Raw genomic sequence first — 12,664 nt, forward strand, 5'->3', positions numbered from 1 at the left:
GCGCGAGTCCCCATCGTACGACCAACCCGACGCTGCCGCCGGGGAACGAGGTCCGGAATGTACGCCGAAATCAGCGGGCTCACCCCAGAATCAGGTGAACCTGGAGTTCGCCGACCAGGAACCCGAGCACCGCGCCGATGGCCACCAGCTTCCATTCGTCCTGTTTGAACGCCGGGCGCAGCAGGCCCTCGTACTCGTTGTCGGTGAGTTGCTTCGTCTTCTCGATGACGAGGTTGCGCACATCCAGGGCCTCGATGGCGTGCTGATCGAAACCGGAGTGCGCGGCGGCCTTGACGTGATCGAGCACGAAGGTGACCGCGTCGCGTTCCAGGGCGGTGTAGCTGTCGCGGGCGACCATCATCATGAGCGGCCGGGCCGGGCCGGTCTGTAGTTCGAGGAACTCGCTGACGCGCCGGCTCAGCAGAGAGGCCAACCGGTCGGCACGCTCGCCATTGAGGACCGCCTCGAGAATGCGTGCGGGGGTGAGGATCTCGGTGGCGATGAGATCGCCGTAGTCGGTGCAGACCTGCTCCCGGCGCTTGTGGAACAGGCCCTGCCACTTGAACGGTCCGATACCGACCGGACGGATCGGACGGAAGATCATCTGCAGCGCCAGCCAGTCGGTGATCAATCCGGTGAAACCGCCGAAAGCGGGCATGAGCAGCGGGGAGTGGGTGAGCGCCCAGGTGATCATCTGCACGAAGCCCAGCACCGTGCCGAAGATCAGGCCCGAGCGCACGATGAAGCGCAGCTCGTTGCGGCCCACCCGGCGCACCATCTCCACCAGCAGCGACTTGTCGTCCACCAGCGCGCTGATGGCCATGCCGCGCAGATCCATCACCTGGTCGATATTGGTGCGCAGGTCGTAGACGATGTCCTCGATCAGCTGCGGCAGATCCCGTTGCGCGCGTTCGATGATGGCACGCTGGGCGGCGTCGGGCATGTTCACCCAGAGCCGGGGCTGATGCTTCATCATCATGGCGCGGACCATGTAATCGACACCGGCGTCGAGGGGTTCGCGCAGCCGCGTGGTCAGCTCGGCGACATCGATGCGGGCGATGATGTCCTGCGGATCGATGAGCTTGCCGAACATGAGATCCACCGCGATGGTCGCCATGCGCGGCGCGGAGCGTGGAATGACGCCCTGCCAGCCCAGCCACGGTGGGATGCCCTTGAATTCGAGCGGATACATCAGCATCTGCACAGCGACGATCTTGGTCACCCAGCCGATGAGGGCGGCGACGAGCGGGATGGAGCAGTACAGCAGCCAGTGGTCGGCGAAATCCGCGATCAACCCTTCACCCCGGTGGTTGCCATGCCTGCTCCTCGGTGCAATTATTCGTATTCAGCCGTACGGCTATTTGTGCCGCGGCTCAGGCTAGGAGACCCGCGTGCCCACTGGCAAGACCGAGAGCTCACCGCCCACCCAGCGCGTGATCTCCATCGTGGAACTGCTGGCCGCCCAGGACGACTCGCTCACCTCCGCCGAGATCGCCGACAGCCTGGACCTGAACCGCTCCACCACCGGAGCGATCCTGGCCGCGCTCGCCGAAGGTGGCTGGGTGCGCCGGCGGCCCGATCTGCGCTATGAACTCGGCGAGCGGCTCGCCGCGGTCGGGGCGCGCGCCGCGCTGGGGCAGCGCGATCGCGCCTGGCTGGACCGGGAATTGGCGCGGCTGGCCGATCGCGTCGACTGTGGTGCGGCGCTGACCGCGCTCAGCGGCGGCCATCTGAAGTTCGTCGCCGTCACCCGCGACCGCCTCACCGTGGGAATGGAGTCCGGCGTACGGATTCCGCTGCTCGCGCCGGCCGGGGCCGCGATCATCGCCCACACCGGCGCGGCGCGCCAACGGGATTGGATCGACACCCGCGGGGCCGAGCGACGTGACGAATATCGCGCCGTCCTCGATACCCTGCGCACCGCAGGCTACTGTGCCTGGCGGTTGGAACGCGACAGCCTCCCGGGAGTCCGGGTGCTCTCCGAGGTCGCCGACCACCTCGCCGAACATCCGGGAAACACGGAGCTGCAGGGCAAGGTGCTGGCACAGCTGGCGACCTTCGGCGGCAGTGCCTACGACCAGCAGACCTTCGACAGCGACGCGACACTGCCGCTCAGTTACATGAGTGCCCCGGTTTTCGACGGCGGCGGCCACGCGGTCATGGAATTACAGATCGGCCCCCTGCGCGAGGACGTCACCCGTACCGAACGCCGCCACTACCTCACGGAATTGTCCGCGGCCGCCCGCCGAATCGGCGACGGGCTCGAGCCCGTCAGTCATCGCCCCACACCACCGCCTGCGCGGCGATGACCGCGGTGCCGTTGAATGTCACCGCCGGTGATCCGTGCAATCGATACCCCTCGTCCAGCAGTGCGCTGATCCGCTCGCAGAAGGTCGCGTCGTCGGGACCGGTGATCAGTCGATAGCGCAGTCGCGGTTGCTCGGTCATGACGCCAGCCTAGGGACGGCGGATTCCGGAGGGGCGGGCGCTATTGCATGTCGCGGGTGGTCGCGATGAGGAATTGAATGGTGTCCTGGACCTTCTGGTCCGTCATCTTCAGTGGGACCGAGCTCGTCGCGGCGATCTTGTCATCGATCGCCAGCATCCCTTCCCAGGTGCCGACCCGGGTCAGGTAGCTGTCGTCGGGGGTGCGCCAGACGTCCTCACCGAAACCGTCCAGGCGCTGGTAGCGGGCGCCGATCGGGTCGGTGTGGTCCGGCTTGCGCATATTGCGGACCGTCAGCCACGCCACGTAGGGGGCACGGCGCTGCAGGTTCAGGTAGCAGGATCCGGTGGTGTCGATCGAAGCGTCGATCGTGCCCTGGCTGAGTTCGGCCACCTGCACCTCGGGAATGCCGAGCGTGTTGTGGAAGAAGTCGATCATCCGCGTGCACAGATCCCGGTTCGAATGCGCGGAAGTCGTTGCGGCGGGACCGATTTGGGTTGCCGGGGACGATCCGCATCCCGCCAGCGCCAGCACGGCCACGACCGGCAGGCACCGGACCCCCCACTGCTTTCCGATCACCTCGACCTCCTGTCCGGGCCGCAGCGTAACAGGACCGGCGGGTCCGGCCAACCGCGCTGGCGCAAGTGCGCCGGGCCGCCCATCAAGCGCCACAACAACTCTCGACGCGGAGGACGTCGACCGGGCACGGTCAGAGCACCTTCACGATCGCGGGCACGACCTTCTGGACCAGGACGTCGGGGGAGCGGTCGGTCCAGGTCTGGAAGGACTGGACGGTGGCGGGATCGTCGACGATCACCAGCCTGGCGTGGGAGAGGCTGGAGGAGAGGAAGCTGCTGGGCAGGCCGCGCAGGCCGCCGTTGCCCGCCTGCCGGTCGGTACGCACGACGATCACGATGTCGACGTCGGGGACCGAGACGTCGGAGGGGGACAGTGGGCGCGGCGACGCCTCGCCGGGCTGGGCGCGGTAGTCGGTGCTGTAGCGAAAGCCGATGTCCACCAGGAACTTCGCCTGATCGCTGGTGTCCAGGTCGGCGGAGAGGCTGCCGTCGCCGAAGTTGAACGCGGCGGCGGTCTTGTTCTGGAAGGTGGGGTGGGCGGAGCGAACCTGATCCAGCGCATCGGTGTGCACGGTGGTGGTCGCGCCGGTCGAGCCGCCGGACTCGTGGTTGGCGGCCAGGAAGGCGGTGACACCCGAGATGCCGAGCAGCACAACGATTGCCGCGATGGCCGGAGCGAGCCGGCGCCGTCGGCGCGGCTCGGGGACGACCGGTGCGGCGGACGGCATCCGGCCCTGCAGTGCCAGCGCCGCGTCATGGGTGAAATCGTGGCAGGTGGCGTAGCGGTGGTCCGGATCCTTGGCCAGCACCTTGGCGATGACCGCGTCCAGCGCCGGCGGCAGATCCGGGCGCAGCCGGCTCAGCGCGGGCGGCGGCTCCTGGAGGTGACCCAGGGTGGCCTGGGCCAGGGATGTCACCGGGAACGGGGTGCGGCCGGTGAGCAGCTTCACGAACGCGCAGCCCAGGCTGTAGATGTCGCCGCGATGGTCGAGCGGCCCGGCGACCAGGCGTTCGGGCGGCGCGTAGGCCAGCGTCGCCATCAGGCTGTCGGTGGCGGTGAGCTCGCGGCCGTCGGTAATCGATTTGGCCACACCGAAATCGGTGAGCAGCACCCGCTCCTCGCCGCCGGGCTCGGCGTCCGGTTCACCCGGCGCGAGCAGGAAGTTCGCGGGCTTCACATCCCGGTGCAGCAGCCCGCGCCGGTGCGCGTGGTCGAGGGCCTTGCCGACCTCGGTGATGATGCGCAGTGCCCGCTGCGGCGCCATCCCGGCGGGGTTCTTCTTCAATTCCACGGCGGCGTCGGTGCCGGGCACGTACTGCATGGCGATCCACAGCCGGCCGTCCTCCTCGCCGCGCGCGTAGACCGTGACGATGTTCGGATGATCCAGTTCCGCCGCGAGATTCGCCTCGCGCTCGAACCGCGCCCGGTAGTGCTCGTCGTGGGACAGATCGGCGCTGAGCACCTTCAGCGCGTCCAGCCGCCGCGGGAACATCGGATCCTGCACCAGATACACGGTGCCCATGCCGCCACTGCCGAGCACTCGGATCACCCGGTGGCCGCCCACGATCGTGCCCGGCCGCAACGGCATGGACATCCTCCCTCAGCACTGCCGGGATCCCGACCTTACGAATGTAGCAACGATCGTCACGCCCGGCCCGGCATCAGATGTGCCCGTAGGCCAGTAGCTCGTACTGCGCCGAAAGTCGTTGGCGCAGATCCTGGGACTGGTCGGCGAACACCTCGGCGACAAAGTGGTCGTAGGGCAGATAGCACATGAATTTCGCTCCGGCGGCGTTCTTCTCGTCCTTCAGCTGCAGGCACCGGGCGGTCGCCAGGCCGGGCGGCGGGTCGATGGGCTGGTACCGGTCGCCCAGCTCGTCCACGAAGGCGCCGGTGAGCCGCTGCGCGCCGGCCGCGTCCCGGGCCCGGTAGACGCCGGAGAGCGCGTGTGCCACCAGGTCCACCCCGGCCTCGTCGAAGGCGCGCCGGGTGGCCGCCGGCCGATCGTCGAGGGTCAGGGCGGCGTGCGGACCGTACAGTCCCTCGGTCGCCCAGATCTGGCCCTTGCCCGGCGGCAGGGTGCGGCCGAGCAGATCCTCGGGATCGGCGGCCAGCCCGGCGAGCTGATCCAGCGGGGTGGGCCGGTAGTCCCGCATGGCCTCGATCGTCTTGTCCAGCACCAGTTTCGCCGTGTCCAGCAGAGTCCCCGGACCGTCGGGCACCGTGAGGTCGTCCTCGATGTAGAGCCAGTAGAGGTAGTCGTCCCGCGCGTAGGTGGCCTTCACCCATTCGAGCGAGGTCAGCGCCGCCTTGGCGGTGGGGTACCCGGGAATCTGTAGCGGCCCCTTGTCCGGATAATCCGGACTGGCCAGTCCGGCAAGGAAATTCCCGGCCGCCGTGGCCTGCTCGGGCTTCGCGAACCGCAGCACCGTGATGTCCACGTTCAGCCCGAGCGTGGTGTCGGACCGATGCCGCCCGCCCGACTCCCAGCCCGAGATCAGGCCCGGCGCTTTGTCATTGAAATTGTCGATGCTGATCGGCGGGTAGTCCGCCGTGATCGCCCGTGCGGAATTGTTGAACACCAGGCGGTTGTCGATATCCAGCGCCAGCGGCACGTGCTCGGCCATCCGGATCGACTCCTGCAGCAGATCGCCCACCGTGATGTCGGGCTTCTGACTGGTGATCGTGCGCGGTACGACCGGGTAGTTGCCCGGATCCAGCTGGGAGGCATCGACGATCGCGGCCTTCGAGACGGGTGTCGCGGGATCGCGATGGTCCGAGCCGCACGACGCCGCGAGGACGGCCGCCAATGCCAGCAGGGCCAGGCGGCCGGGCAGGGTGCCGGCGCGCGCGGTGGTCATGACCGTCCGCTCTTGGCCAGCATCGAATACTGCGCCGACACCCGTTGCGGGAACGAGGCCGGTGCGCCGCCGCTGAACCGCGCCTCCGCCCCGATCACCGCGACGTACCGGCCGTACACGACCGCGCAGAGGTAGGTGTACTGGCGAATCGGCTCGGGTTCATCGAGCTGGATGCAGTGTGCGTCGGTGATGCCGGGCGGATTGGGGAATTCGTCGTCGTCGCGGCCCAGGGTGGTCAGCGCGGCCTGTAAACCGAAGGCGGCCGCCAGGTCCCGGGTGCGGTAGACGGTCGCGGCATTGCGGGCGACCAGATCCACTCCGGCCGCGGCGAATGCCGTGCGGGCGGCGGCGCCGTCGCGTTCGTAGTGCAGGGCGCCCGCCGGGGTGTAGACACCGCCGTAATTCCATCCGAACTGGTCGGCGTCGGAGGTGTCGTACTTGTTCGGCAGCGTCAATCCCAGGATGTTGTCGGGGTTGATCGGCAGATCGGGGAGGTCCTCCAGCGGCGTCGGTGTCAGATCGGCCATCCGGGCGAGCTGCGCCTGCACCATGGCCCGCAGTCGCACCCCCAGCGCGGCCGGATCGGCCTGCGGGATCACGGCGTGGCCGACGATCCCGTACACGCCGTGCACCGCGAAGACCTGGCCCTTGGCATCGGTGATCGACGAGGCCCGCGCGTCGACGCCGTCGATCGGAATCGGGTGCAGCCCAGGGGCGGCCAGCGCATCGGCGAACCCGTCGATCGCGTCCCGGGCGGCCTGCTCGGTCGGAAACCGCATGACCGCCAGCGTGATGTGCTTGCGCGCCCGGACGCTGTTGTTGTTGCGCCAGATATACGCGCCCGCGATCATGCGATTGTGCTGGGCGACCGCCTGCCAGGCCTTGGGGAAGGGCCCGTCGGTGTCGTCGAAGTTCGCGTCGGAGGTGTCCAGCACCCGGGCTCCGCCCAGATACGTGACATCGGGATCGATTTCGTCCGGTCCGACCAGATAGGTCATCATGCGGCGCGACTCGATCTGGTACGCGTCGGTGGCGACCGAGTACGTCGGGGCGTACTCGATCGGGGCCGAAGGATACGGTCCGACAATGAGTTTCGAGAAGTCGGCCGGTGTCATGCCGGGGATCGGTCGACCCGGAACCGTCGACGACGCCACCGCGATGCCGAACGCCAGGACTGCCGTGACCACCGTCACGACCACCAAAGCCATTCGCGGCCTGCGGAATTCGCGGATTCGCCTCACGCCGTCACCTGCTCGTCACCAGCACGTACTCGGCCGAGGTCTTCTGATACAGCTCCGGCACGTTCATGGCGCCGACCTGCACGGTGTACCGGTCCACGTGGAAGTTGCACTGGTTGGCGACCACATTTCCGTGGTCCAGCACAGCGAAACAGCCGATGTCGCCGGGGAAACCCGGCGGCGGAGCGATGCTCCGGCGATCGCCGGAGGTGTCCGTGGACGGATTCCACCGGTCCCACAGCGCGCGGGCCGCCGTCCCGGTCCGGCTGTGGAACACCAGCGCGTCGCCGTAGCCGACCAGGTCGATGTCGCCGACCGTGAGGAAATCGAGGTCGTTGTCGGTCAGGCTCTGCAGCGCGCCGCGGCCCGTGTACACCCCGTCCGGATCCGGCCGCATGGGCTCTTCGGGATTCGTCGGCAGGGTGCGGCCGAGAATGCCGTCCGGATCGAGCGGCAGGTGCTCGAACCGGTCCGCGGGTGTGGGCTGGAACCGGTCCAGCAGCGGTAGCGCCACGTCCAGCATCCGTTCGGTACGGGCGGTCAGGTCGGCCAGATCCGGTGCGGCGGCCAGCTCGTCGACCACCTTGATGAACACCACGTAGCGGTCGTGCACGGTCCAGGAGCCGATCGAGGCCACGTTCGGCCGCCAATGCGCCTTGCTGTCAGGGTATTTCGGCAGGGTGACGGCGCGGTTGTCGATGTTGTAGGTGAAGTCGTCGTGTTCGAGCGCGGGGCCGGCGGCCGCGGCGCGCCCGGCGTCCGGCAGCTCCAGCACCGCGATGCTCAGCCTGCGGTGCGTGTCGTCGGAATCGGATCCGGTGCACCAGGTATCGACCCAGCCGCCGCGCAGATCGTGGGCGACCTCGTCGAAGGTGTCGTTGATGAGGATGTCGCCCAGGCCCTTGTGATTGGTGACGATGTGCGGGCGGACGTCGTTGGAGCACTCGTAGGCGTAGTCCCGGTCGGCCTCGAACGGCAGTGCCACGTAGTCCGACAGCCGCTGTGACTCGCGGATGCGGGATTGCTTGTCGGTCTTGGCATTTCCCACCACACGCGGCAAGATCTGATAGTTGCCGACCTCGAGGCCGGCCGGATCGGTCTGCTGCCGCACCGGTTGCCCGGAAACGCTGGTGGTACAACCGGTCGCGGCGGCGAGCACGACCGCGACACCGCACAGCAGCGGCGCGCGCGACGCGAACGATCTCACCGTCCCCTCCTCGCGCCGGATGTTACCGGCGCGCAAGTCTTCTCGCGCGGCTTTGGCGGCCGGCGGTGTGGTCTCGGACACGATCGCGCGGCAATCCGGGCACCGGGATGTCTCGGCGCGCGCCCGCGCCGCGTTGGGCCGCGGGGGCGCAATCCTTAGCATGACGGCGAATTCCGTGGTCGGAGCGCCGCAACCCTCACCGACTGGGATGTATCGCGGTGATTAACACAAATTCGCAAGCGGGAGGTCCGTCCTGTGAAGATTGCACCGAACGGGACTTCGATGCCCGATCCGTATCCCCGGGCAGGTACCTTCTACCCATGTTCTCCAAAGTCCTGGTCGCCAACCGCGGCGAGATCGCCATTCGCGCCTTCCGCGCGGCCTACGAACTCGGCATCGGTACCGTCGCGGTTTTCCCGTACGAGGACCGCAACTCCGTGCACCGGCTCAAGGCCGACGAGGCCTACCAGATCGGTGAGCCCGGCCACCCCGTGCGGGCGTACCTGTCGATCGAGGAGATCATCAAGGCCGCCAAGAGCGCCGGTGCGGACGCCATCTACCCGGGCTACGGCTTCCTGTCGGAGAACCCGGACCTGGCCGCCGCCTGCGCCCGCGAGGGCATCACCTTCATCGGCCCGTCCGCGCAGGTCCTCGAACTGACCGGTAACAAGGCGCGCGCCATCGCCGCCGCCAAGGCCGCCGGACTGCCGGTGCTGCGCTCGAGCGAACCGTCCGCCGATGTGGACGCGCTCATGACCGCCGCGGAGTCCATGGAGTTCCCGCTGTTCGTCAAGGCCGTGGCCGGCGGCGGCGGGCGCGGCATGCGGCGAGTCACCGATCCGGCCCAGCTGCGCGAATCCATCGAGGCCGCCGCGCGCGAGGCCGAATCCGCATTCGGCGACGCGACCGTGTTCCTCGAGCAGGCGGTGGTCAACCCCCGCCACATCGAGGTGCAGATCCTGGCCGACCAGCAGGGCGATGTCATCCACCTCTTCGAGCGCGACTGCTCGCTGCAGCGCCGCCACCAGAAGGTGATCGAGCTCGCCCCCGCCCCGAATCTGGATCCCGAACTCCGCGACCGCATTTGCGCCGACGCGGTGGCCTTCGCCCGCCAGATCGGTTACTCCTGCGCGGGCACCGTGGAATTCCTGCTCGACGAGCGCGGCAATCACGTGTTCATCGAGATGAACCCGCGAATCCAGGTGGAGCACACGGTGACCGAGGAGATCACCGATGTCGACCTGGTGCAGTCGCAGCTGCGCATCGCCGCCGGGGAGACCCTGGCGGATCTGGGCCTGAGCCAGGACGGCATCCAGATCCGCGGCGCGGCGCTGCAGTGCCGCATCACCACCGAGGACCCGGCCAACGGCTTCCGGCCCGACACCGGCCGCATCACCGGCTACCGCTCGCCCGGCGGCGCGGGCGTGCGCCTGGACGGCGGCGCGAATGTCGGCGCGGAGGTCGGGGCCTACTTCGATTCCATGCTGGTCAAGCTCACCTGCCGCGGGCGCGATTTCGCCACCGCGGTGGCGCGCGCCCGGCGCGCGGTCGCCGAATTCCGCATCCGCGGCGTGACGACCAACATCCCGTTCCTGCTCGCGGTGCTGGACGATCCGGACTTCCGCGCGGGCCGGGTGACCACCTCGTTCATCGATGAGCGGCCGCAGCTGCTCACCCTCAAGAGCTCGGCCGACCGCGGCACCAAGATCCTGCAGTACCTGGCCGACGTCACCGTGAACAAGCCGCACGGCTCGCGGCCGACCAAGGTGTACCCGCACGACAAGCTGCCCGCCCTCGACATGACCGTGCCGCCCCCGCCCGGCTCCCGGCAGCGGCTGCTCGAGCTGGGACCGGAGGGCTTCGCGCAGTGGCTGCGCAACCGCGAGGGGGTGGCCGTCACCGACACCACCTTCCGCGACGCGCACCAGTCGCTGCTGGCCACCCGGGTCCGCACCAACGGCCTGCTCGATGTGGCCGGGCACGTGGCGCGCATGACGCCCGAGCTGCTGTCCATCGAATGCTGGGGCGGCGCAACCTACGACGTGGCGCTGCGCTTCCTCTACGAGGACCCGTGGGAGCGGCTCGCGGCGCTGCGCGAGGCGGTGCCGAACATCAACCTGCAGATGCTGCTGCGCGGCCGCAACACCGTCGGCTACACGCCGTACCCCGAAAAGGTCACGCGCGCTTTCGTTTCCGAGGCCACCGCCACCGGCATCGACATCTTCCGCATCTTCGACGCGCTCAACAATGTCGACCAGATGCGCCCGGCCATCGACGCCGTCCGCGAAACCGGCACGGCCCTGGCCGAAGTCGCGCTCAGCTACACCGGCGACCTGTCGAACCCGAGCGAGGACCTCTACACCCTCGACTACTACCTCAAGCTCGCCGAGCAGATCGTCGAGGCCGGGGCGCACGTCATCGGCATCAAGGACATGGCCGGACTGCTGCGCGCGCCCGCCGCGCACACCCTGGTCACCGCGCTGCGCCGGGAGTTCGACCTGCCCGTGCACGTGCACACCCACGACACCCCGGGCGGCCAGCTGGCCACCTACCTGGCGGCCTGGCAGGCCGGTGCGGACGCCGTCGACGGCGCGTCGGCGCCCATGGCGGGCACCACGTCTCAGCCCGCGCTCTCGGCCATCGTTGCGGCAGCGGCGAATTCGCCCCACGACACCGGGCTGAACCTGCAGAACGTGTGCGATCTGGAGCCGTACTGGGAGGCGCTGCGAAAGGTGTACGCGCCCTTCGAATCCGGGCTGCCGGGGCCGACCGGCCGCGTCTACCACCACGAGATTCCAGGCGGCCAGCTGTCGAACCTGCGCCAGCAGGCCATCGCGCTCGGCCTGGGCGACCAGTTCGAGCAGGTCGAGGCCAAATACGCCGCGGCCGACCGGATGCTGGGCCGGCTGGTCAAGGTCACCCCGTCCTCCAAGGTGGTCGGCGACCTGGCGCTGGCACTGGTCGGCACCGGCGTCGACGTCGAGGACTTCGCCGCCGACCCGGGCCGCTACGACATCCCGGACTCGGTCATCGGCTTCCTGCGCGGCGAACTCGGCACGCCGGCCGGCGGCTGGCCCGAGCCCTTCCGCAGCCGCGCCCTCGCCGGCCGCGGGCCCGCCAAGCCGGAAACCCAGCTGACCGCGGCCGACGAGGCCGGGCTGAACGGGACCTCGGCCGAGCGCCGGGCCACCCTCAACCGCCTGCTGTTCCCCGGTCCCACCGCCGAATTCGTCGCCCACCGCGAGAAGTTCGGCGACACCACCGGGCTGTCGGCCAACCAGTTCTTCTACGGCCTGCGCCACGACGAAGAACATCACGTCCAGCTCGACAAGGGCGTCACCCTGCTCATCGGCCTGGAGGCCATCTCCGAGCCCGACGAGCGCGGCATGCGCACGGTCATGTGCATCCTCAACGGGCAGCTGCGCCCCATCACGGTGCGCGACCGCTCCATCGCCAGCGAGATCCCCGCCGCCGAGAAGGCCGACAAGACCAATGCCGGCCACATCGCGGCGCCCTTCGCCGGCGTGGTGACCCTGGCCGTCTCCGAAGGCGATTCGGTCGCGGCGGGCGACACCATCGGCACCATCGAGGCCATGAAGATGGAGGCCGCCATCACCGCCCCGCGCGCCGGCGTGGTCCGCCGGGTGGCGATCGCCAAGGTGCAGCAGGTGGAGGGCGGCGACCTGCTCGTCGACGTGAGCCTCACCGAGGCCGCCGCCGAATGACCCGCATCGTGGCGGGTACCGCCGGGGGCCGACGCCTGCGCGTCCCCCCGGCGGGTACCCGCCCCACCTCCGATCGGGTGCGCGAGGCGCTGTTCAGCCTCCTGCACGCCCGCATGGATTTCGACGGCCTGCACGTCCTCGACCTCTACGCGGGCTCGGGGGCGCTGGCCCTGGAGGCGCTCTCCCGCGGCGCCTCGCACGCGCTGCTCATCGAAGCGGACCGCAAGGCCGCCGCCATCATTCGCGGCAATATCGGCGACCTCGGGCTGCCGGGCGCGGAGCTGCGCCAGAACTCTGTCACCAGCGTCCTGTCCGGTGCGCCGCCGGAACGCTACGACCTGGTCTTCTCCGACCCGCCCTACGACCTCGACGTCGCCGACGTGCAGGCCGACCTGCGCGCCCTCGCCGCCAACGGCTGGCTCCACGACGACGCCCTCATCGTCGTCGAACGCTCCACCCGCTCGCCCGAGGTGTCCTGGCCCGACGGCTACGCACCGCTGAAGTCCCGCACCTACGGCGAGACGCGCATCGATCTCGCTGAATTCGAGGGCTGACACCCGACGGATTTCCCGGCTCCCGCCGGTCTGAATACCGACAGGAACAGACCG

General features: G+C 69.1%; 10 protein-coding genes. 3 read left to right on the forward strand and 7 right to left on the reverse strand.

What is annotated here, in order from left to right; translation table 11 throughout:
• Nucleotides 1-79: 79 nt before the first annotated feature.
• Nucleotides 80-1,294, reverse strand: coding sequence for a DUF445 domain-containing protein (locus ACWEKS_RS34720; protein ID WP_452344024.1), 1,215 nt, complete (start codon nt 1,292-1,294; stop codon nt 80-82).
• Between the two features lie 97 nt (nt 1,295-1,391).
• Between ACWEKS_RS34720 and ACWEKS_RS34725 the strand changes: the two genes are divergently transcribed.
• Nucleotides 1,392-2,309 (forward strand): helix-turn-helix domain-containing protein, encoded by a 918-nt coding sequence (locus ACWEKS_RS34725; protein WP_452344025.1) that lies wholly within the window; start codon nt 1,392-1,394, stop codon nt 2,307-2,309.
• On the opposite strand, the gene ACWEKS_RS34730 is transcribed toward ACWEKS_RS34725, so the two are convergent.
• From ACWEKS_RS34730 to ACWEKS_RS34755, 6 genes are all read right to left on the reverse strand, one after another.
• The gene (locus tag ACWEKS_RS34730) at nt 2,272-2,448 is read right to left on the reverse strand and encodes a DUF1737 domain-containing protein (RefSeq protein WP_452344026.1); all 177 of its coding nucleotides are present in this window, start codon (nt 2,446-2,448) and stop codon (nt 2,272-2,274) included. The two genes, ACWEKS_RS34725 and ACWEKS_RS34730, sit on opposite strands and share 38 nt — an antisense overlap.
• A gap of 40 nt (nt 2,449-2,488) precedes the next feature.
• Nucleotides 2,489-3,025, reverse strand: a complete 537-nt coding sequence (locus tag ACWEKS_RS34735; protein WP_452344027.1) for a hypothetical protein — start codon at nt 3,023-3,025, stop codon at nt 2,489-2,491.
• 130 nt (nt 3,026-3,155) lie between these two features.
• The gene (locus ACWEKS_RS34740; protein WP_452344028.1) at nt 3,156-4,613 is read right to left on the reverse strand and encodes a serine/threonine-protein kinase; all 1,458 of its coding nucleotides are present in this window, start codon (nt 4,611-4,613) and stop codon (nt 3,156-3,158) included.
• A gap of 73 nt (nt 4,614-4,686) precedes the next feature.
• Nucleotides 4,687-5,886 carry a DUF7373 family lipoprotein gene (locus tag ACWEKS_RS34745; protein ID WP_452344029.1) on the reverse strand — a complete coding sequence of 400 codons (1,200 nt, stop codon included), beginning with the start codon at nt 5,884-5,886 and terminating at the stop codon, nt 4,687-4,689.
• A complete protein-coding gene (locus ACWEKS_RS34750; protein WP_452344030.1) occupies nt 5,883-7,127 on the reverse strand; it encodes a DUF7373 family lipoprotein in 1,245 nt (414 codons plus the stop codon). Before ACWEKS_RS34750 ends, ACWEKS_RS34745 begins: the two co-directional genes overlap by 4 nt.
• 4 nt (nt 7,128-7,131) lie before the next feature.
• A complete protein-coding gene (locus tag ACWEKS_RS34755; protein ID WP_452344031.1) occupies nt 7,132-8,331 on the reverse strand; it encodes a DUF7373 family lipoprotein in 1,200 nt (399 codons plus the stop codon).
• A 320-nt stretch (nt 8,332-8,651) separates the two neighbouring features.
• On the opposite strand from ACWEKS_RS34755, the gene ACWEKS_RS34760 reads away from it, so the two are divergent.
• Both ACWEKS_RS34760 and rsmD read left to right on the forward strand, forming a co-directional pair.
• On the forward strand, nt 8,652-12,056 hold the full coding sequence (locus tag ACWEKS_RS34760) for a pyruvate carboxylase (protein ID WP_452344032.1): 3,405 nt from the start codon (nt 8,652-8,654) through the stop codon (nt 12,054-12,056).
• Complete coding sequence (rsmD, locus tag ACWEKS_RS34765; RefSeq protein ID WP_354837829.1) at nt 12,053-12,610, forward strand: 16S rRNA (guanine(966)-N(2))-methyltransferase RsmD; 558 nt, start codon at nt 12,053-12,055, stop codon at nt 12,608-12,610. The genes ACWEKS_RS34760 and rsmD overlap by 4 nt, the downstream gene beginning before the upstream one ends.
• Nucleotides 12,611-12,664: the final 54 nt, after the last annotated feature.

This window comes from Nocardia sp. NPDC004711, from assembly GCF_053601595.1.